Origin of the sequence: Lentilactobacillus raoultii, from assembly GCF_900411375.1 — a bacterium.
In the GTDB taxonomy this organism is placed as follows: Bacteria; Bacillota; Bacilli; order Lactobacillales; family Lactobacillaceae; genus Lentilactobacillus; species Lentilactobacillus raoultii.
Map to the genome: position 1 here is coordinate 19,740 of NZ_LS422986.1, position 19,551 is coordinate 39,290.

At 39.8% G+C, this 19,551-nt stretch carries 20 protein-coding genes; 7 read left to right on the top strand and 13 right to left on the bottom strand.

Going from position 1 to position 19,551, the window contains the following annotated elements; translation table 11 throughout:
- The first annotated feature begins 285 nt into the window (after window positions 1-285).
- Complete coding sequence (locus ED605_RS05730; RefSeq protein WP_121977946.1) at window positions 286-774, top strand: Rrf2 family transcriptional regulator; 489 nt, start codon at window positions 286-288, stop codon at window positions 772-774.
- Between the two features lie 209 nt (window positions 775-983).
- On the opposite strand, the gene ED605_RS05735 is transcribed toward ED605_RS05730, so the two are convergent.
- The 3 genes from ED605_RS05735 to ED605_RS05745 all read right to left on the bottom strand — a co-directional run bounded on the left by ED605_RS05735 (window position 984) and on the right by ED605_RS05745 (window position 2,598).
- The gene (locus tag ED605_RS05735) at window positions 984-1,727 is read right to left on the bottom strand and encodes an SIR2 family NAD-dependent protein deacylase (RefSeq protein WP_121977947.1); all 744 of its coding nucleotides are present in this window, start codon (window positions 1,725-1,727) and stop codon (window positions 984-986) included.
- Window positions 1,690-2,088 carry a carboxymuconolactone decarboxylase family protein gene (locus ED605_RS05740; protein ID WP_121977948.1) on the bottom strand — a complete coding sequence of 133 codons (399 nt, stop codon included), beginning with the start codon at window positions 2,086-2,088 and terminating at the stop codon, window positions 1,690-1,692. The genes ED605_RS05735 and ED605_RS05740 overlap by 38 nt, the downstream gene beginning before the upstream one ends.
- Window positions 2,089-2,211: 123 nt before the next feature.
- Window positions 2,212-2,598 (bottom strand): MerR family transcriptional regulator, encoded by a 387-nt coding sequence (locus ED605_RS05745; RefSeq protein WP_121977949.1) that lies wholly within the window; start codon window positions 2,596-2,598, stop codon window positions 2,212-2,214.
- Between the two features lie 278 nt (window positions 2,599-2,876).
- Here ED605_RS05745 and ED605_RS05750 point away from each other — a divergent pair, with 278 nt between their 5' ends.
- Complete coding sequence (locus tag ED605_RS05750; RefSeq protein WP_121977950.1) at window positions 2,877-3,146, top strand: hypothetical protein; 270 nt, start codon at window positions 2,877-2,879, stop codon at window positions 3,144-3,146.
- Window positions 3,147-3,326: 180 nt separating this feature from the next.
- On the opposite strand, the gene gdhA is transcribed toward ED605_RS05750, so the two are convergent.
- A complete protein-coding gene (gdhA, locus tag ED605_RS05755; RefSeq protein ID WP_121978311.1) occupies window positions 3,327-4,673 on the bottom strand; it encodes an NADP-specific glutamate dehydrogenase in 1,347 nt (448 codons plus the stop codon).
- Between the two features lie 369 nt (window positions 4,674-5,042).
- Here gdhA and ED605_RS05760 point away from each other — a divergent pair, with 369 nt between their 5' ends.
- Window positions 5,043-6,476: a DHA2 family efflux MFS transporter permease subunit gene (locus tag ED605_RS05760; protein WP_121977951.1), complete on the top strand. Its 1,434-nt coding sequence runs from the start codon at window positions 5,043-5,045 to the stop codon at window positions 6,474-6,476.
- Between the two features lie 46 nt (window positions 6,477-6,522).
- Here ED605_RS05760 and ED605_RS05765 read toward each other — a convergent pair whose 3' ends face one another.
- Together ED605_RS05765 and ED605_RS05770 are read right to left on the bottom strand one after the other, a co-directional pair.
- The gene (locus ED605_RS05765; RefSeq protein ID WP_121977952.1) at window positions 6,523-7,155 is read right to left on the bottom strand and encodes a sugar O-acetyltransferase; all 633 of its coding nucleotides are present in this window, start codon (window positions 7,153-7,155) and stop codon (window positions 6,523-6,525) included.
- 112 nt (window positions 7,156-7,267) lie between these two features.
- On the bottom strand, window positions 7,268-8,443 hold the full coding sequence (locus tag ED605_RS05770) for an aminotransferase class I/II-fold pyridoxal phosphate-dependent enzyme (protein ID WP_121977953.1): 1,176 nt from the start codon (window positions 8,441-8,443) through the stop codon (window positions 7,268-7,270).
- 721 nt (window positions 8,444-9,164) lie between these two features.
- On the opposite strand from ED605_RS05770, the gene ED605_RS05775 reads away from it, so the two are divergent.
- The 3 genes from ED605_RS05775 to ED605_RS05785 all read left to right on the top strand — a co-directional run bounded on the left by ED605_RS05775 (window position 9,165) and on the right by ED605_RS05785 (window position 11,624).
- The gene (locus ED605_RS05775; RefSeq protein WP_121977954.1) at window positions 9,165-9,785 is read left to right on the top strand and encodes an ATP-binding cassette domain-containing protein; all 621 of its coding nucleotides are present in this window, start codon (window positions 9,165-9,167) and stop codon (window positions 9,783-9,785) included.
- Window positions 9,782-10,912: a hypothetical protein gene (locus ED605_RS05780; RefSeq protein WP_121977955.1), complete on the top strand. Its 1,131-nt coding sequence runs from the start codon at window positions 9,782-9,784 to the stop codon at window positions 10,910-10,912. Before ED605_RS05775 ends, ED605_RS05780 begins: the two co-directional genes overlap by 4 nt.
- Before the next feature lie 202 nt (window positions 10,913-11,114).
- Entirely contained in the window at window positions 11,115-11,624 is a 510-nt protein-coding gene (locus tag ED605_RS05785) for a helix-turn-helix transcriptional regulator (RefSeq protein ID WP_121977956.1), read from the top strand.
- A gap of 5 nt (window positions 11,625-11,629) precedes the next feature.
- Here the strand turns inward: ED605_RS05785 and ED605_RS05790 are convergent, their stop codons facing one another.
- The 4 genes from ED605_RS05790 to ED605_RS05805 form a co-directional block, all read right to left on the bottom strand.
- Window positions 11,630-11,941 carry a hypothetical protein gene (locus ED605_RS05790; protein WP_121977957.1) on the bottom strand — a complete coding sequence of 104 codons (312 nt, stop codon included), beginning with the start codon at window positions 11,939-11,941 and terminating at the stop codon, window positions 11,630-11,632.
- Between the two features lie 245 nt (window positions 11,942-12,186).
- Window positions 12,187-12,831 (bottom strand): DUF421 domain-containing protein, encoded by a 645-nt coding sequence (locus tag ED605_RS05795; RefSeq protein WP_121977958.1) that lies wholly within the window; start codon window positions 12,829-12,831, stop codon window positions 12,187-12,189.
- Entirely contained in the window at window positions 12,831-13,283 is a 453-nt protein-coding gene (locus ED605_RS05800; protein ID WP_121977959.1) for a DUF3290 domain-containing protein, read from the bottom strand. Before ED605_RS05800 ends, ED605_RS05795 begins: the two co-directional genes overlap by 1 nt.
- A gap of 29 nt (window positions 13,284-13,312) precedes the next feature.
- A complete protein-coding gene (locus tag ED605_RS05805) occupies window positions 13,313-13,837 on the bottom strand; it encodes a TetR/AcrR family transcriptional regulator (RefSeq protein WP_121977960.1) in 525 nt (174 codons plus the stop codon).
- A 154-nt stretch (window positions 13,838-13,991) separates the two neighbouring features.
- Between ED605_RS05805 and ED605_RS05810 the strand changes: the two genes are divergently transcribed.
- Window positions 13,992-15,695, top strand: a complete 1,704-nt coding sequence (locus tag ED605_RS05810) for an MFS transporter (RefSeq protein ID WP_121977961.1) — start codon at window positions 13,992-13,994, stop codon at window positions 15,693-15,695.
- A 77-nt stretch (window positions 15,696-15,772) separates the two neighbouring features.
- Here the strand turns inward: ED605_RS05810 and ED605_RS05815 are convergent, their stop codons facing one another.
- The 3 genes from ED605_RS05815 to ED605_RS05825 are packed head-to-tail and all read right to left on the bottom strand — an operon-like array spanning window position 15,773 to window position 19,551.
- Window positions 15,773-18,061 carry an ABC transporter permease gene (locus ED605_RS05815; RefSeq protein ID WP_121977962.1) on the bottom strand — a complete coding sequence of 763 codons (2,289 nt, stop codon included), beginning with the start codon at window positions 18,059-18,061 and terminating at the stop codon, window positions 15,773-15,775.
- Entirely contained in the window at window positions 18,058-18,756 is a 699-nt protein-coding gene (locus ED605_RS05820) for an ABC transporter ATP-binding protein (RefSeq protein ID WP_121977963.1), read from the bottom strand. The genes ED605_RS05815 and ED605_RS05820 overlap by 4 nt, the downstream gene beginning before the upstream one ends.
- Before the next feature lie 21 nt (window positions 18,757-18,777).
- Window positions 18,778-19,551 (bottom strand): AAA family ATPase, encoded by a 774-nt coding sequence (locus tag ED605_RS05825; protein ID WP_121977964.1) that lies wholly within the window; start codon window positions 19,549-19,551, stop codon window positions 18,778-18,780.

A 19,551-nucleotide genomic window follows, 5' to 3' on the forward strand; every position in this document is an offset into this window, starting at 1 on the left:
TTATTGCCCTCCTAATTTTGTGATCCATTCTGGATCTAATAACAATGGTCGACCGATACCAACCAAATCAAAATTTCACCAAATTGATTTTGACTCATTAAATTTAAACAATCACAATTCACCTCAGTAGCAATACCTTTGAAAATAAGATAAGATATAAAGGAGACATTCAATAGGTCCAATTACGTCGCAAATTCAGAAGCCTATAAGATCCATTAGACACATTCTTTGTCTCTAATTAAATATCATGATTTTAAATATAAGTGTAAATAAGGAGAATGTCAAGTGAAAATTTCATCAGGACTGGAACAAAGTATCTACGTGCTATTGCTACTATCGAGGTTACCCAAGGGCAAAACTTTGAGCTCAATTGCGATTAGTCAACGATTAGATGTTTCCCACTCCTATTTAAAAAAAATTGTTAAATCGTTGGTTCACGAAGGGCTTGTTAATTCAACACCTGGTAAAAATGGTGGCTTTTCCCTTTCAAGGCCATTGGATAAAATTAATTTATATCAGGTATTTACAGCTGTTGAGGGTAAGGGTAGCATTTTTAATAGTCAGTACCTTATCAAGGATTTCATTGAAGGCAGTGATAACGGAAATGAAAAAGAATGCGTGATCTCCCAGGTTATGGATACGGTTGAGCAAAAGCTTAGGACATCATTACAATCTGTCTTACTTTCGCAAATATTAAAAAATATTGAAAATATTTATGACATTGGTCAACTTGATAAATGGATCAACGAGGTAATTACTAAACCTGTAGACTAAGCCAACCTTTCAAAAGATCATCACCATATTTTTGAAGGGTGAATTCAAAAATCAAGTTCAATAGGCTGCTTTTTAAGACTAAGTTTATTCTAATAAATATTCATCTTGCTTATTTTAATGAGAGATTAAAACGCCCTTTTGATGTAGTTCTTGAGTCGCATTCAAGAATTTCCACATCAAAAGGGCATTTTTCATTTTATAATCAAAAATCATTTTTTGATTATACAGTTTAATTCTTTGAAAATGACAGTTGATTTTCCGTGAATTTTTAGAGTTTGATTTTGAATCTGATCAGAGATTTCATCATTAATGACAATTTTAGGAATGCCCGACGTAAAGCTATTCGAACTACGCCGCGTGCCAATAATTAACAACAAATCAGCTTGTGCCAACAAAGCTCGACCACCACTGATTTCATCTTGGTAAGTTGCCAAATTTCGCATTACAAAGTCTGGAATAATCACGTGACCACATACTGGACACAATGGAACTGACTGTTCCTTAATAATATCCCAGTCGTAAGGCCGGTGACAATAACTACAGTGATTTTTTCTCATATCACCCCAATATTCAAAAACCGTTTTACTGCCAGCTAACTGATGCAAGTAATCAATGTTCATTGTTACAATACCAGCAAGTTTCCCTTGAGATTCCAACCAAGCTAGAAATTTATGGGCGAAGTTAGGCTTAGCTTTCGGTTGGAAAAATGTTTTTCGATATAACCGATAAAATTCTTCTGGCCTACTTTCTGCAAACCTGCTATCTAACATTCCAAAGACATCTCCATCAAAGTGTCTATCCGCGCCTAGAATTCTAGAAATCCCCAAAAGATCCGGGATCCTTGATTCAGTTGATATACCAGCACCTGTAAACGCCACTATATGAGATGACTTACTGATTAAGTGGGCCGCTGCATCAATTAGATCGCGACTTGTTTTTGATTTGTTCGTCATATTCACTGAAAACCTCTTTTGCCACAGAAATTGCATTCAAAACCTTTGGAAATCCGACATATGGAATGCAGTGAATAAAAGTTTCAATGATTTCTTCTCTTGTTAATCCAACGTTTAGCGAACCGTTAAGATGTACTTTCAACTGATCAGCAGTATCTCCCTGCGTTAAAAGGGTTGTAATTGTAATCATTTCACGTTGTCGCAAATCCAACCCCGACCGATTATAAATATCACTAAATGCAAACTCTAGAATGTATTTGCCAACATCTGGTGCAACATCTTTTAGTGAGTCCATCACATTAGCAGCTGCTTCTCCATCCACCTTAGCTAAGGTTTGTTGGCCATTTTCAATTCTTGTCATAATATATTCCTTCTTTCAATTTGATTACTGTAAGCTTAGTTGCTGGAGTTAACTCCATGTCAAGAAAAAATAAAAACAGTTGAACTTTTTTTAGCTCAACTGCTATTCTAGTTTAAATTATCATCATGATTCAGCGTGTTTAATCGCCTGATACTCGCGTTTTATCTGGTGGTACGTTTCAATCTTTTTGTCTAGAAAATCAATATGTTCTTGCAGTTCCACTTGTTTATCTACCAACCGACGTCGCTGATCATGTAGTAATTTAAGGCGCTCATCAATCGTCGTATCCCCTTGATAACGAAGCTTTGCGTAAGATTTAATGTTTTTTATTGGCATCCCGGTCTTCTTTAAGCGCTTGATAAAATTAATCCATTTCACATCGTGTTCAGTATATGATCGTCGATTGTTTTTATCACGTGCCGGCACAATTAAATCTTCTTTTTCGTAGTACCTAAGCGTATCAATCGACATATTTACCAATTTCGAAAATGCACCTATTCCATAGCTCACCTTTATCCACCCACTTTAGTGTTATGATATGCATGCCAAGTTCCGGATAATTTTGTAAATTTGATTTAATCATAGCTGTTTTTTCATTATTTGCAACACAAAATTTGGGGATCTTAATTCAAAACAATGCATAATAATACTTAAAAATACAACAAACACTATCTTACCTTAAGCTAAGAGTCAAAGAACAATTATATTATACTAATTTTAAAAATAAACTAGGTTACACGTTTATCTTCTGTCTGATAATTAGATTTTATTTTATTTGGAGGCTACCTATGCATCTGATTTCCCTATCAATCAATTATTTACCTTTTTTACTTGCAATCTTAGGAGCTATCTATAGTCTTATTCAATATTTCAGAAGCTACAGTCACAATAAGACAAAAGCTGAAAATTATATTGGCTACTTAATTGTCTTTGCCAGCTTTATTATTGCGTTTAGAACTCATGATAACTCTGGATATTATTCTGGGATTGGCTTAGTATTTGCCGTGTTAGTGATCTTTTGGCTTCTGATCAAGCAAGATCACCAAAAAACCGAATGAATTAATATGTCCCCCCTAAAGCCCGCGATTATAAGTCTTGTCTATGATCAATATATCATTGTAACCCCACCAACTTGTATTGCTCAATACATAACAATTAAATGAATCTCAATATACACAAAAACGCCGAGGAACCTAACAAGTCCTCGACGTTTTAACTTTTCTATTTAAAATTAATTATTAAACCAGTCCCTGAGCCATCATCGCTTCAGCAACTTTTTCAAAGCCGGCAATGTTCGCCCCAGCCTGATAATTTTGATTCAAGCCATACTTCTTGTCAGCTGCTTCAGACATTTCAAAGATATTATCCATGATATCGTGAAGCCGGTTATCAACCGTTTCAAAGCTCCAAGATAAGCGTTCACTGTTTTGGCTCATTTCCAAAGCGGAAACTGCAACCCCGCCGGCATTGGCTGCCTTTGCCGGACCATAATAAATATTATTCTCACGGTAAGTAGCAATCGCATCCGGCACGCTTGGCATATTGGCTCCTTCGCAGACATATTTAACCCGATCCTTGGCAATTAATTTAGCTTGATCTTTACTAATTTCATTTTGAGTTGCACACGGTAAGGCAATATCATAGTTGGTATCAAAGTCCCAAACTGAGCCTTCATGATATTCAGCCGTTTCTACCCGTTGCGCGTACTCTTTAATTCGACCTCGTTCAACTTCTTTGATCTGTTTAACGACTTTATAATCAATGCCGTTTGGATCATAGACATAGCCATCGGAGTCCGAACAGGTAATGACGGTTGCACCATACTCAGTCGCTTTTTGAATGGCATAAGTGGCAACGTTACCTGCACCGGAAATTTTAATTTTCTTATTGGTTAGCGTATCGCCCAACGCCTTTAGCATCGCATGTGTGTAATACAAAAGTCCAAACCCGGTGGCTTCCGTTCTGGCCAAGCTGCCGCCAAAGGTCAGGCCTTTCCCGGTCAGAACGCCATTTTGATAGCCATTTAACCGCTTATAAGCACCAAATAAGAAGCCAATTTCACGACCCCCAACACCAATGTCACCAGCCGGAATATCCAAGTCAGGACCAATATGGCGCTGTAATTCCGTCATGAAGCTTTGGCAAAACCGCATTACTTCTGAATCGGATTTACCTTTGGGATTAAAATCACTGCCACCCTTAGCACCACCAATTGGTAAGCCGGTTAAACTATTTTTCAGGATTTGCTCAAAGCCCAGAAATTTGACGACATCCAAATTAACACTGGGATGTAATCTTAAGCCGCCTTTGTAAGGGCCGATCGCTGAATTAAATTGCACTCGAAATCCCCGGTTAACATGGAACTGACCGTCATCGGACTGCCATGGCACCCGGAATTGAATGGCCCGTTCCGGTTCAACCAATCGCTCCAATAAGTTGGCTTTAATGTATTCCGGATGTTGATCCAAAACCGGTTCCAGCGTATCTAAAACCGTAAAAGCAGCTTCTTGAAAAGCCGTTTGATTAGGATCCCGACGCTGAATCGTATCCTTTACCGATTCAATATATGACTTTGCATTACTCACAAGCACGACCCGCTTTCCATCAAAATATTTTTGATATAAATTCAAATAACTATCGAATGCTGTTTAAATTTACATCGTTACGTTATATTCTACCAGAAAATTAATGATAAATCCTCACATTTTATGAAATAATTATAATTATTTTTATTACATCTTTATATAGCCACCAGTCTGATAAGTTTATCCGGTTATTAATTATGAGAAAATTCCAAATTAATTACCTTAACACAATCAAAAAAATTAGGCCAAAAAAGAATCTCTTAAAAATAAAACTTACGAAAAAATTTTATTTATGCTAAGATAATCGAATGTTCTGGAGAGAATGATCACCCGTTTATTTTGAGAATTAGAATTAGGAGTCTATTAATTATGGAAAAAAGTTTAGAAACTCATGCTTCTCAGGCTAAAAACCGAGAACGAGTTGCCGCCAAGCCGGTTGCCCATCCCTTTATTGCCATGCTTGGCATGTTAATCGGCGGCTTTGTCGGCATGTTGAGTGAAACCTCATTAAATATTGCACTACCCAGCTTAATGACCGCCTTACATGTGAACATCGGTACGATTCAATGGTTGGTGACCGGTTATATGCTGGTAATTGGGATTGTCCTGCCGCTTTCAAGTTTGCTATCGCGGCTTTTCTCAACCCGTCAGATCATCATTTTTGCCATTATTGCGTTTATTATTGGCGCCATGATCTCTGCTTTAGCCAGCAACTTTCCCGTTTTACTTTTAGGTCGAATGATTCAAGGCATCGGTACCGGCTTGATTCTACCGCTGATGTTTACGGTGGCAACTTTAATCTTTCCACCTTACAAATTAGGTGCTGCCATGGGCTTGATCGGTTTGGTGATCATGTTTGCACCGGCAGTTGGCCCAACGCTATCCGGAATCATCCTTGGTGCCCTATCATGGCAGTGGATTTTCTGGATGTTTATCCCCTTTTTAGTAATTGCTTTAATTTTAGCTGTTAAATACCTACCAAACGTTGGCAACATTACCAAGCCCAAAATCGATTTCTTTTCGATTCTGCTGTCAACACTTGGATTTGGTGGCTTAGTAACTGGTGTCAGCCTAGCTAGTGATCAGGGATGGACCTCCGCTGTTGTCCTTAGTACGCTGATCGTTTCAATCCTGCTACTGGCATGGTACATTAAGCGTCAATTATCGGCTTCGGAACCCATTTTAAATTTCCGGATTTTTGCCAATCGCCAGTATCGGACCGGTGCCATTCTAGTGATGATGGACTTCGGAATTATTTTATCATCGATGTACCTCTTGCCAATGTTCTGGCAAAATGGTCTGGCCATTCCAGTTGCTTTAACTGGAATCGTCATGTTACCGGGCGGAATTGTTAACGCCATCGTTTCGGCCATCGCTGGTCGGTACGCCGACTTAATTAGCAAACGCCTGCTCAGTGTCACTGGTTTTATGCTCACGATCATCGGAATTGGCTTATTCCTGTTTGCCACTTCAACTTCCGCTATTTGGTACGTCATTCTGGCCCATATCGTGATCATGATTGGCATTCCGCTGTCAATGTCACCTGCCCAAACTTTTGGTTTGAGTGCCCTTGACCAACAGACCTCAAGTGACGGCAGTACGATCATGAACACTTTCCAGCAAATTGTCGGCGCCATCGCCACAGCCATTGCCACCGCACTACTCGGTGTCGGTCAGCAATTCTCAGCTGCAACCCGCCAAATTGCTTTTACAAACGGTGTTCATCTAGGCTTCATCTTCACACTGATCATCGCAATTGCTGCGTTATGCTTATCATTCACCATGACTAAAAAATCAAACTAACGTTTAAAAAACAGCCAACCTTTCACCTTGAAAAGTTAGCTGTTTTTTAGCGGATAATGGGTTGCTTCAACGGTCCACGATCCTTAATGTATGCTTGCTCTTTCACTCGCCATTCGGCTTGATCTTGATCAGTAATCTTTCGTAACACCCGGCAAGGATTGCCAACAGCGACGACATTATCAGGAATATCAGTTGTCACAACTGCTCCTGAGCCAATAACCACATTATTGCCAATCGTTACACCTGGATTAACCGTCACACCGCCGCCAATCCAAACGTCACTTCCGATCGTAATTGGCTTGGCAACCCCCAGCCAATGGTTACGGACGGTCGCATCAATGGGATGACCAGCCGCAAACAAATTAACCCGCGGCCCAATCAACACCCGATTGCCGATTGTAATCTTGCCCGAATCAAGAAAAATGCAGTTGGTATTACAATACACATTGTCACCAAAAGTAATGTTCGTGCCAAAATCACAGAAAAACGGTGGTTCGACGTAGCAATTATCTCCCATTTTGCCGATCAGTTCCTTTAACTTTGCTTGAGGATTTATCTCGGAGCTTGGAAAATTAATTTGATGCAGCAAGTGATCTTTTCGCTGATATTTCGGGGTTAGTTCCTCGCTATAAACATTGTACAATTGGCCATTCAGCATTCCCTGTTCTTCAGAGGACATCTCCTATCACCACCTTTCTAATAATTATTTAGCACTATCATACCATGACAAAAGGCCCTCAAGCCAACCAGCTGAGGGCCTTTTGCGTATTATTCTTAGAATTTAATCATCATTATTTGTCACCAACGACACTCTTATCAGCTACCAGCTGCTTAATTGCAGTCATAGCAGCTTGAAGAGCTGCATCGCTGGCCGCGTAACTGATCCGAATCGAAGCATCATCACCAAATGAAGCTCCTGGGAACAACCCAATGTGGTAATCCTTGGCTAAAGTTCGGGCACAAGTCCAACTATCCATGTGCAATGCTTTTGGAATCTTGGCATAGACGTAGAACGCGCCACCCGGATGAACGACGTCAAAACCGGCCTCCTGTAAATTCTTAACCACAAAGTCGCGACGCTTTTCATACTGTTGACGCATGACTTCTGCATCATTTTGGCCATGTTTCATCGCTTCAATAGCCGCATACTGAACGATTGAAGTCGGTGTCGTGACCGTGAATTGGTGAACTTTGGCAATTTCATCAATAAAGCCCTTTGGACCAAAGACGTAACCGAGTCGCCAGCCCGTCATGGCGTGAGACTTTGATAAGCCGTTAACAATCACCGTCTGATCAGGCAACCAAGTCGATAACGTGTAGTGTTTTTGACCATAAGTTAATTCACCATAAATTTCATCACTGATGACCCAGATTTGATTATCCTTTAGAACCGGCACCAGTGCTTTAAGCTGGTCTTTCGTGTAAGCCACCCCGGTTGGATTGTTTGGATCGGTCAGAATTAACCCGCGGATATTGAGACCTGGATTGTCATCAATCGCTTGTTGGATTGCTTCAGGCGTCAAAATATAATCAGTTTGACTGGTATCAATTCGAACCTGTTTTAACCCGTGCATCGTAATTGAGGCATCGTACAGCGGATAGGCTGGTGAAGGTAAAATCACCGCATCACCTGGTTTAAACAGGGTTGCCACTGCATCGGCAACTGCTTCGGTTGCCCCAACCGTCACAACAATTTGATTGGCAGTGTAATGGTAGCCGAACTTTTCTTGATAATATTTCGCCGCGGCTTCTCGGAGTTCCGCATAGCCCCAAAAATATGGGTAGTGCGAATAGTTATTATCAATGGCATCGATAGCCGCTTGCTTAATATGCGCGGGCACATCGAAGTTGGGTTCGCCCAACGTTAATTTGACAATTTGCGGATCAGCACTAATTTCATGGTCAAACTCCCGCATCGAAGAGGGCTTGACGTTTAACACATTTGGATTAATATCATTTAATTCCATGATGGGACACCTCCGAGAAGTTTAAAAGTGTGCTTGCTTTTAACAATCAACACTTGTGGTAACGAACACTCAACTAAGTGAATGTTATTGTTAATAATATAACAAATATATGAGAAGTCAATTAACAATCTTTGATTTATTGAATAAATTTTGTGTAATTCATGCAAATAAGTTGTTAAATGCTAAATATGAAACGTTCATAGTTAATATTCTATTATCAAATTTTAATTTATTGTTTGTTTTATATTTAGCTTTGGCAGATCTTAGCTACGAAATCTCCTTAATAATCGCTGCCAATATCGCACATTGGTACTGACTTGTCAATTATCTTGTTGCTAAATTATTAGCAGGCTTTTGATCCATTGAATCAGCTTTATCAATGTTGCTTTACGGTGACCTTTTGGAAAAAATTATCTCATTAACGCTGATGTCGGTCACATCTAAAGACCCCAACTCATTATAAAAATCTTTTTTTGCAAACCAGTTTGCAGTTTCCGGAAACCGTTCATTTTATCACATACTAGTTTTCACGTCACACTCATCAAACCCTTGCCAGAGACAACATGTAAAGTTGATGTAACCGAATCCATACTTCAAAGCATTCATGATGTTTACTAGGATATAATATGTTAACAATTTTATCAATACGCATTGATGCTTATGAGATGATTTTTTGAATCATGTAGAATTCTGTTTAAAAAAGACTAAAGGGATGCTAAAAATGCTGAAAATAAACAACCTAACACTAAAAACCCGCGTACCAATCCTGAATGATTTTAATTACCAGTTCGAGCCCGGTCAAATTTATTTAATTACTGCCATCAACGGTTCGGGAAAGACCACCTTTTTCCGTGCCCTGACAGATCTAATCAAGCGGCCAAGTGGCTCAATTTTATTTGATGATCAACCTTTTAGACAGGCTAAGCAACGGGTTTTCTTCTACGAAACATCCAACTGGTTTGACGGTGATTTATCTGGCATTGACTACCTTAAATTTGTTAAGGGACAGTGGCGTTCAACGCAGGATTTAACAGCCGAAATTTCGTTTTGGAAAATGACTAGCTACATCAACCTGCCCATTAAAAAATATTCGCTTGGCATGAAACAACGCTTGCTGATTGCGATGTATTTTTGCAGCAATGCTACCTACTTGATGATGGATGAAATTAGTAATGGGTTAGATGAAGAAAGCCGAAATTTGTTGTATCACCGACTTAAAGACGAGGCCATCACAAATCATCGATGTATGATTATGTCCTCTCATTATAAATCCGATGCCGGTCAAATTGCAGATCACATTCTTCGCCTAGCCAATCTGACGATGAAGGAGGAAACCAAATGAGCACGCCTAACTTTCTATTCAAACAAACCTTCAAGGCAAAATTATCTTGGATGGCACTCACTTTTGTCTTTCTGGTCATTTTAACGTGTTTGTTTTTCAACGTTCGAAACCAGGCTCAAGACACCCTCGAAGGTGATGCCAACAGCCAAGTGGCGATGGACACAAAACAGCTCCATCTGGCATCAAGCCACCATCAGCGTCCTTCCACGGATGTCAAAGGAGATCTCGCCACTAACCAAAATATCCTAAATGCGATTCATAACAAAAATTGGCGGCGAGCTTATCAAATCCAAATCAACTTATACAAGCAACTGCTTAGAAATACTATAGTCACCAGCAATGGCAGTGATTCTCAAATGATTGATAACTTCAAATCAGAAATCAATCGTTACGAAGCACTTGCTCATCTAAATACACCTGATCAATCTGAAGAAAGTCCGACAACTGGGATTTCTTTTCTACTCTATGTAGCCCAGTGGATTGTACCAACGCTAATCACTTTCATCCTAATCTTCGTTTGTTCCCATTTATACACAAAGCGCTTTGCAAACCAACTTGATAAAGCCTCGTTATTGCCGGTGTCATCAAGCGAAAACGTGACCTACAATGTCATCACTGGCTGGTTTATCGCTTTGGGGCTGCTTTTACTAATCTTAGGCGTAAGTTTTTTAATTGCTTCCATTGTCTCAGGAACTGGGCTGGCCAAATTCCCAATTGCCCTATTCCCAGACCGGTTGTCTTATAGGATCTATATTCCCCAGGATAAACTTATTTTGCCAACAATTATTTTAAATATTTTAAGTGCTTTCTTTACTGTTAATTGGGTATTCTTATTTTCAATTTTAACGAAGAAAGCCTCGACTACCCTATTTTTCAGCATCATCCTATTAATCGGTACCAACCTGTTAACGCCCTTTGTTGAACCAATTTCCAAGATGGCCCAATATTTACCGACCAGCTACTTCAACGGCGTTAGTGTGTTAACAAAATGGCTGGCCCACAACACGGAAAATTACCAAATTGATTTTTCAAATGGTGTCGTTGTCTTAATCAGCAGCATCATACTACTCGGCTTAGCGACCTATAGTCTGCAACACCATCGCCAATCTCAAAGAGCGATTAACTGAGATTTTAATCTAGTTTAAGTTTTGCCATTACTTTTTAATTTCAATCCAAAACGACCGCATTTTAGGAATTTCACCTTAAAATGCGGCCTTTATTTTTAAAACTCCAAAAATAATCAACCATAAATAACGTATTTATATAAGTGTAAGGGGCGGTACAAGCCCCATCACTTCAAACCAAATGAAAAATATAGGAGATGCTTTTTTGGATAATTTACCAAATCAATTAAAAAAAGCCCGTTTAAAAAAGGGCCTTTCACAACAAGAAGTTGCCGACGAATTACAGGTAACTCGTCAATCAATTTCTAAATGGGAAAATGGGCATGTGTGTCCTGATCTTTATAATCTAACGCTTTTAAGCCAACTTTACGAAGTACCACTTGATATACTCATTAAAAATAATCGTCATTTTGATTTACAGATTGAAGCCGATCGGGAAGAATTTATTCGCGTCTTCACACTGCTTCAGCAAAGAGAATTGGAAAGAGTCAATAAAATCGAACACTACTTAATGATTGCGATCACTATCTGTGGCTTAATCCCCGTTTTAGGGCTTATTACTTCCATTTATGCCGTGCTACAGCGACCACGTCGAGCTGCTCACAATAGTTTTTGGTGGCAATCCATTCTTATCTTGGCCATTTCTCTCATCATCAACAGCTCGCTTGCGTATTTGGTTGTAACACATCATTGGCTTCACCTTTTCGTGCATTAATCATCCTACTGAAACGGGTTCCAAGACCCTTTAGCACCCAATGACGATTTGGTATACGACATATACTGGTTTGGCTGGCCAATCATTGATCGGGTTAATTTGGGAATTGCCGATCGTGAAATCAACCTGGCTCGTTTAACATAAGAACCTTTGTGCAAAACAATTGCGTAGTTCATGCCTTTTTTAGGAATTTGTCCCACTTGAAATTTCAACCATTCGCCATCGCCAAAAGAGTTGGTCGTCACCCAAGCATTAACTGGTTGTGGAACGTTCATCCAGACCCGCCGTTTCCGGACATTTGATTGGGTAACCGTCATGCGTTCCCGTTTAGTGGGCTTTTTTCTGGCAGCAAAGCATAACCAATTGTTGGTTTTAAAAACGGGTTCATTCGATCAACCAAGTCGTTCTGAGTGCGCCGATCGTTACACCGTTACATTTTGAAATGACACCCTTAAAAAAACAGACCGTTTCATTAACGAAAACGTCCCATTGCTAATAATATCAAGCGCTGTTCTTTATGTTTCATGTGAAACAACAAGTTAAAAGTAACAGTTCGTGGTCTTTAATCATCCTTTTGATCATATTTAACCGTGTCTAATTGACTATTTCGAAAAGTAGCCATGTAGACATCTTTGACATTCTCAATACCCTGCTGCTTTAACTCTGCCATCAACCACGATTCATCCTTTCCCATCACATCAAGAACATCCGGATCGATTTGGCCATCAATAATTACCGGATAGCGAATACTTCCGGCCCCGAATTTCAGCACCGTTACGGATCCGTTTTGTTCCACAATCGCCCGTTTAACTTTAGTCATATCATAAACCCCAGCCGTTCTTAACTTAAAATCAACTTCTTTGGCAGATAAATTAGCGCGTAAACAATTTTCAACTAGCAATTTCCCGTTACGAACAATGGTAATCGGATCACCCTCGACGAATTTACCAATCCAATGAAGATGGGTTTTCAAATAGCGCGTCACCATAATTAGCAGTGACCACAACAACAGAATCACGATGAATTGGGCCATCGTGATCGCCGGATTATAAATCACACCACCGATAATGCCCCCTAATACATAGTTTTGCAGCTGATCAATCGCTGAAGTTGGTGCCAAATTTCCTTTACCAGTCAAATTAATCAGCAACGTAATAAAAATAAATCCGACAATGAGTTTTAACATGACGTCCGAATATGTAAACATTATTTTGCCCCCTCAATCTTGATACTGCTTGAATCGTGTAAAACGATCTGTTCCAAAACGAACTGAGAACCATCAGCGTTATAGTCAACTCTAAAAATTCCTTTAGGGGTTTTCACCAGAACATCGTCATCAGGTGTAGTTGAATTCACGCTAATCGAATACTTTGAAACCTTAAGCTGTTTAGCAATTTTCTCCATAACTGTCGTAATCTGGCCGGATTGCTTAATTGAATTTTGAATATTGCTGAAATCGTTATACTGCATCCCCAAGATTAACAACAGTAACGTGCCAAAAATAATGCTCAGATCCTTATACTTGATATCAAATCGATGACGCAGGTAGTGCACCAAAAACAAGATAAAAATTAAGACCAAGACACAGGTAATCGTTATTCGGGCATATTGCCAAATGTCTTGGGATGAATGCAAATAGTTATACGTGTAGAAAGTCATCTTTCAAATCCCCCAGTATTGCAATCCTATTAATTCACAAAGGTCGTAATCTTCTTTCCCATGTAGGCCGGCGGTTCCACAGCACCCCGTTTAAGCCAACTGATTGATAAATTGATGACGGCCCCGGAAAAATAATCGCCCCAATCCGGATCGGTGGTTAAATTTGTTTGTGGAATCAGCTGATTTTTCAATAAGTAGACGAGCACTGTATGAAATGTCTTAATTAAAATCTGTTCTTTCCCAGCCGCGATTAAAGTCAATTGGTCATCTCGATCAGCCAGCGCCAGCTTAAAATAGTGCACCATCAGAGTTTCCAACGTTAATTTCGAGCCATCCGGTAGCTGACGAAGATATGTGATGATCCGCGTCATTTCGTATTGTGAAATAATTTCCGCTAATGTCTTAAATCGCTTATAGTAATAAGCCCTGGAAACGCCAGCACGATCAGTCAGTTCAGTAATTGAAATTTTTTCAAACGGCATTTCGTTTAAAAGGCTCATTAACGCTTTGAAAATTGCCGTTAGTTTTTGATCTCTAAGTTCTTTAGGCGACATTGTTTACAAATTCCCTCCTTTTGTCAACAAAAGATTCTTAATTAAAATACCGCATGATAATCTACAAGGCAAGTAATTGATAGTTGATCATCGATTTGGACAGTTGATAATCAACGAATTACTTTAGCGATTTTAAAACGAAAGGACGTTTATCATGCAACTCAAACAAAAACTAACCATTTTTTCAATGATGATTGGCATCTTCCTATGTATGCTCGACACAACAGTTATGAATATTGCCTTACCCGCGATTCAACGCGGCTTAAATGTCAATTTGGGAACTCTGTCTTGGGCATTAAACAGTTATACCATTATCTTTGCAGTCTTCACCATTCCATTTGGCCGGCTCGCCGACATGATTGGCCGCAATAAAGTCTATTTAACCGGCTTATTGCTCTTTTTTCTGGGATCACTACTTTCAGGATCGGCTAGTCAGGCAGTCGGTTTAATCATCGGTCGGGTCATTCAAAGCTTAGGAGCCGCCATTATTTTTCCAGCAAGTATGACAATCGGCATTTCAAGCACTGATATCAAGCATCGAACCGGTGTCTTAGCTGCCCTCGGCGTCACACAAGGGGTTGCGTCCGCATTTGGGCCAACGATTGGTGGCATTGTTACCCAATATCTGGGCTGGCGCTACGTTTTCCTGATTAACCTGCCACTAACGCTGGTTGCCTTGATTCTCTGCTGGCGATTATTGCCACTTAAAGGTGAAAAGCGGTTCAATGCTAAAATTGATGCCCTAGGGATGTTAAGTTCAATGGTCATGTTGTTCTCCTTAACATTGGCATTGGTTAAAGGCAATGACTGGGGTTGGTCAAGCTTAGTGACAATCAATCTGTTAACTATTTCCGCGATTTCGTTACTTGGTTTTATTATCGTAGAAAGACTCACTTCGGATCCAATGGTGCCGCTTGACTTATTCAAGAATCGGCAATTTACCGGTGCTTCGTTAACGACAATTGTAACCGAGATTTTCCTTGTTGCAATTCTGGTTATTATGCCGACTTTCTTCACCAATTTACTGAATAAGTCAGAACTAACCGCCGCTCTCATGATAACGCCCGCTTCCGTGATGATCTTCATTTTTTCACCAATTGGTGGTTTCCTAAATGCCAAGCTTGGACCACGTTTATTAGTCAGCAGTGGGTTTCTCCAAATAATAATCGGTTATTTGATCCTATCAAACGCTAACCTTAATCATTATTTACCTGTCGTTATCAGCTTTCTTTTGATCGGTGGCGGCTTTGGTATTATTGCCGGCCCATTGGTTGTCCTAGGTGCGGCAAACTTCACCGGAAAATTATTATCTGCTTCGCAAAGCGTTTTGGGCGTCTTTCGTCAAATCGGCACGCTATTAGCAGTTGCCATCTTCGTTTCAGGTTTAACCACCAACCTAACAGCTGCCAGACGCCGATCCGTGATCCAAGCAAACACCCAAATCGAAACGACTCAGTTACCTCGCCAAACTAAGATGACACTGAGAAGTACTTCCCGAGTTGCCATCATGAACCACGATCAACCAACGAATGACCATCAGCAGCAGGGTATGACACCCGCTAAGACTCAGCAATTGATTCGTGTAACCTATCGACGAGCCCTCACCAGCATCCCGAACGCGACCCATCTTTCGCCAACAAAAAAGGCCTTGATTCACACCAAGGTCGCTAAAATGGTCAAGCAAAGGGTTGCCAACCAAAATCGGCAGCTTAAACCCATGATTAATCAGATTGAATCTACTACCAGAAAAAACATGACCAACGCTTTCCAGAAAGGTTATCAAATGGCTTTTCCGTTTACTTTGTTAGCTATCGGCATTAGTTTATTGTTTGAGAAAAAGCGCCGATACCCCAGATAGTTTTTCAAAGAAGTCTTTCGGATCAAAGAAAATTCAAACTCTAATGTTACGAACAATCATGACCAAATTTTAATCGATCACTCAACGCCCTTTGTCGCAGCAATCATATTCAGTTCTTTCAGCCTTCTGCCGACTAACAAAACGGTAGATAATGATGAAACAACCGTAATAAGTGTTGCAATCAACAAATTGGGCATACTCAAAATCGGATAATAGACAATTTGATTGGTCGAAAAAGTGGTAATGTACTTGGCTAAAAACCAAAAGCCGAATGGGACACCAAGACACCAGCCCAGAATTGTAATTGCCACGTTCTCACTAGTGGTTAACGATCTAATTTCACTTCTTTGGAATCCCAAAATTCTAAACGTCGCGTAATTTCTTGACCGTTCCGTGAAACTAAGTGAGCCTAAATTATAGAGAATAATCACCGCCAATAAAATTCCAAACGCCTGGATTAACAAAAAGATGCTATTTAGATTTTCAACCATCCTTTGAGCATTTATCCGTTGTGCCTTCATCGACACAATTTTACTGACAGCTGAATCTGCCATAAGTGACTTAAGCTGGGCGGTTTTACCAATCAAAATCTTGTTCGGCACAAATTTAAAATGATGGTTTTCCCATGTTCGTCGCGTCAAGTACAATCCCTGAACGGCACTGGATTTTAAAATTCCCTTTACTTTAAAATCCGCTGATTTAGTTGTTAACGACGGCTTAATCTGAAGCTGATCACCCACTTTAATGTGAGCTGTCTTAGCAATTCCCTGAGTCACATAGATACCACCATTTTGAACTTTGTGATGGCTAAGAGTTTTTAAGTGGACAAACTTTCCTTTACAGACGATTGTCAATGGCCGATCAAATCGACCACGTGGTAAGACGGCAGCTGATAAGGTGGAGAGTGCCTGACCATGCGTCTGCTGAATTAGTCGCTGATTTGTGCGAGCAGAATTCTGTGAGTTGAGATCGAGTTGTCGTGTATAGGTGAATTCATGACCAAAGTTTTCATTCACTTGATGAGTCATCGAATCTTTAGTGCCAAAGCCGGTCATAATAAGTGCCAGACCACCAACCACACCAACGATTCCCATCAACATTCTCACTGGATTTCCCAAGCTATCACGCCAAGCCCAGCGATTGCCGATTGGTAGCTTATGCCATAGTCGTTGCCAAGATTCCAAAAATATTTTTTTAGATTTGCGCGACGAATTGCCCTTTAAAGCTTCGGCTGGTGAAAGATGCTGCTGACTTCTCGAGGCAATCATTGCCGAAAATCCACAGATTGCAATTACCAGCACTGCCACAAACAAAGAATTGGTGGTATAAGAAATTTGCCAATTTGGTAACGAAAACATTTTTTCTTGTGACTTTAAGACAAAGTTTGAAAGAATCGGCGCCATCAACCAACCAAATGCCGTTCCGATAACACCAATGACCAACCCATATAGCGAATAATATAGAGTCAAAGTGCGATTTGAATATCCCAGCGCACGTAGGGCAGCAATGTCTGATTGCTGAGAATCGATTAATCGTTTAATAGTTGTGTACATGGCCAAAATAGACAGTAAAATAAAGATCGCCGAAAACAGAATGGATAGATTTCGAATTTGAGTTACTCGATCAATTGCGGTCGCAATTTCTGGATCCGACTCACGAGTACTTAGAGTGATAAATTTAGACCCCAAGATTCGTCGAATTTGGCGTTCAGTGTTTTTAGTTTGATGATTTTTTAAGGCTAAGTTAGTCGCTGGCCCAAGGTACCTAAACTTTTCATTTAAACTTTTTTGACTGATGATTCCGTAACCATAGTTTCGTCTTTGTGGAGAAAGGAAATCTGCCGAACCGGTATAGTACATTTTTTCTGGAGACTGCATCACATTGACCACGCGTAACTTAACTTTTCGATTTTGATAATGAAAAGTTAAAAAATCTCCTTTTTTCAAATGATTGCTTTGGGCAAATTCCTTGTTCAAATAGACACCGTTGGCATACTGATTAATTTTATTACCGTTTAAATTAGGTTTGGAAATTCCACTGGCATTCGCAGTTGATAAGTTAACGTATCTGACTTGGTGATCAACTTTGGCTTTGACCGAAATTTCAGTGGTTTTAGAAACTGATTTTACGGAAGGTAACCGTTTAATTTGCTGAAATTCATGATTGGTAATCCCAGTAGTTTGAACCCAAGAATCGGCTAAATTTGATTCGCGCGTATATTGATTAATACTTTGCTGCATCCCATTCCAAGTACCCTCTAAGCCCGTATAAAACAAAACACTCAAAAATGCCATCAAAAGCACCGAGAAAAACTGCTGCCAGTTTTTTAAAACTGTTCGGATTAGTTTTCGTAACAGAAATTTCATGACCAATTAACCTCCGAGACTTCTAACGGATGCGGGTTATTAATAATTTTGCTAACTTTCCCATCCTTGATGTGCACAATCCGATCACCAATTGGCGCAATCTCTGCATCATGTGTGACGATCACCACAGCCGTTTTTTTATTTCGCGCACTTTTTAAAAGTTGAAAAATCTTTTGAGATGTCTGCGAATCCAAGGCGCCAGTTGGTTCGTCACAAAGCAGCAATGCCGGTTCTTTGGCTAAAGCTCGAGCAATCGCCACCCGTTGCATTTCACCACCTGACAGCTGATCGGGAAAGTTATTTTGTCGGTGTTCCAAGCCAACTTTTTTAATCAATTCGTCCACTTGCAAAAGTCGATTTCCATTAAGCTTAGCTGCTATCGCAATGTTTTCTCTGACTGTTAAATTAGAAACCAAGTTATAGAATTGAAAAACAAACCCAACAATTTTTCGACGGTAAGCTGTTAAAGCGCTATCCGAGTCATTCGAGATTAGCCGCTGATTATAAAACACCTCACCGCTGGTTGGCCGATCCATACCACCCAATATATTTAATGTAGTACTTTTCCCAGATCCGCTTGGTCCGAGAATAATCGTGACTTTATTTGGTTCGATTTCAAAGTTGATATCCCTTAATGCATACGTTTTCGATGCACCATTTTCGTAAATTCGGCTGATGTGATTGATGCTAATCATAATTACAATCCCCATTCTTTCCTAAAAGTGTGACAGAATTTTAATTTTCTCTTTAAAAGATGGTTTGTGATATTGTTCAATCATCTTTTGTGAAACCATATCTCTACTCTTCCTGATTACTTCATTAGCCATTTCCACCGCTTGGGCTACAGGCATGACTTGCGGTAAATGTAGCAAGTTAATGATTTTAGCAACTCTTTCCCTTTGACTACCGCCAACAGTATAAAATGGTATGTGATAACCTTTAAAAGTTTTTGCTATTTCAATGTCCGACAAGCGTCTATAGCGTTCTGAAACTGGCCTGTGTCCATCCGGGTCCATTGGAAATTCAATTGGCAAGTGGATAACATGAGTATAGGTTGATTTTGCTCGTTGATTTACTACTTGACCATACGCATTCATATATTTTGCCAAAAAACTTCTAGAAGGAAGGCCTAAAATATCCTTAATTATCTGTTGATAAACAGGCGCTCCTGGATTGATGCCAATTTTTAACCGAACCGTCCCATACACCCATTCATTTAGAACTGAACCATCGGAAATGAAACTTTGATTATGATTCATAAGAATTGATTCTGCTTTAACACGCTGCTCAAATCTACTAAGACCCAGTGCCATCAATTCTGAAATATCCATATCTTGGAAACGCCGTCCCGGATATAAACTTGTCAAAATTTCTCGAGCAGAAGAGGCATTAACTAACGATATGCCAGTTGCTAAAGATAAAGCTGTAGTTGTGGTAGTCTTTCCAGTTGAATAGGTACCTGAAATCACTATACGCTTTTGTTTTTGCAT

What these genes read in the sequence shown, in the direction of transcription:
- ED605_RS05735 (WP_121977947.1), bottom strand. Translation starts at nt 1,727, where the DNA reads ATGACGAACAAATCAAAAACAAGTCGCGATCTAATTGATGCAGCGGCC.
- ED605_RS05740 (WP_121977948.1), bottom strand. Translation starts at nt 2,088, where the DNA reads ATGACAAGAATTGAAAATGGCCAACAAACCTTAGCTAAGGTGGATGGA.
- ED605_RS05750 (WP_121977950.1), top strand. Translation starts at nt 2,877, where the DNA reads ATGCATCTGATTTCCCTATCAATCAATTATTTACCTTTTTTACTTGCA.
- ED605_RS05760 (WP_121977951.1), top strand. Translation starts at nt 5,043, where the DNA reads ATGGAAAAAAGTTTAGAAACTCATGCTTCTCAGGCTAAAAACCGAGAA.
- ED605_RS05765 (WP_121977952.1), bottom strand. Translation starts at nt 7,155, where the DNA reads ATGTCCTCTGAAGAACAGGGAATGCTGAATGGCCAATTGTACAATGTT.
- ED605_RS05770 (WP_121977953.1), bottom strand. Translation starts at nt 8,443, where the DNA reads ATGGAATTAAATGATATTAATCCAAATGTGTTAAACGTCAAGCCCTCT.
- ED605_RS05775 (WP_121977954.1), top strand. Translation starts at nt 9,165, where the DNA reads ATGCTGAAAATAAACAACCTAACACTAAAAACCCGCGTACCAATCCTG.
- ED605_RS05780 (WP_121977955.1), top strand. Translation starts at nt 9,782, where the DNA reads ATGAGCACGCCTAACTTTCTATTCAAACAAACCTTCAAGGCAAAATTA.
- ED605_RS05790 (WP_121977957.1), bottom strand. Translation starts at nt 11,941, where the DNA reads ATGACGGTTACCCAATCAAATGTCCGGAAACGGCGGGTCTGGATGAAC.
- ED605_RS05795 (WP_121977958.1), bottom strand. Translation starts at nt 12,831, where the DNA reads ATGTTTACATATTCGGACGTCATGTTAAAACTCATTGTCGGATTTATT.
- ED605_RS05800 (WP_121977959.1), bottom strand. Translation starts at nt 13,283, where the DNA reads ATGACTTTCTACACGTATAACTATTTGCATTCATCCCAAGACATTTGG.
- ED605_RS05805 (WP_121977960.1), bottom strand. Translation starts at nt 13,837, where the DNA reads ATGTCGCCTAAAGAACTTAGAGATCAAAAACTAACGGCAATTTTCAAA.
- ED605_RS05810 (WP_121977961.1), top strand. Translation starts at nt 13,992, where the DNA reads ATGCAACTCAAACAAAAACTAACCATTTTTTCAATGATGATTGGCATC.
- ED605_RS05815 (WP_121977962.1), bottom strand. Translation starts at nt 18,061, where the DNA reads ATGAAATTTCTGTTACGAAAACTAATCCGAACAGTTTTAAAAAACTGG.
- ED605_RS05820 (WP_121977963.1), bottom strand. Translation starts at nt 18,756, where the DNA reads ATGATTAGCATCAATCACATCAGCCGAATTTACGAAAATGGTGCATCG.
- ED605_RS05825 (WP_121977964.1), bottom strand. Translation starts at nt 19,551, where the DNA reads ATGCAAAAACAAAAGCGTATAGTGATTTCAGGTACCTATTCAACTGGA.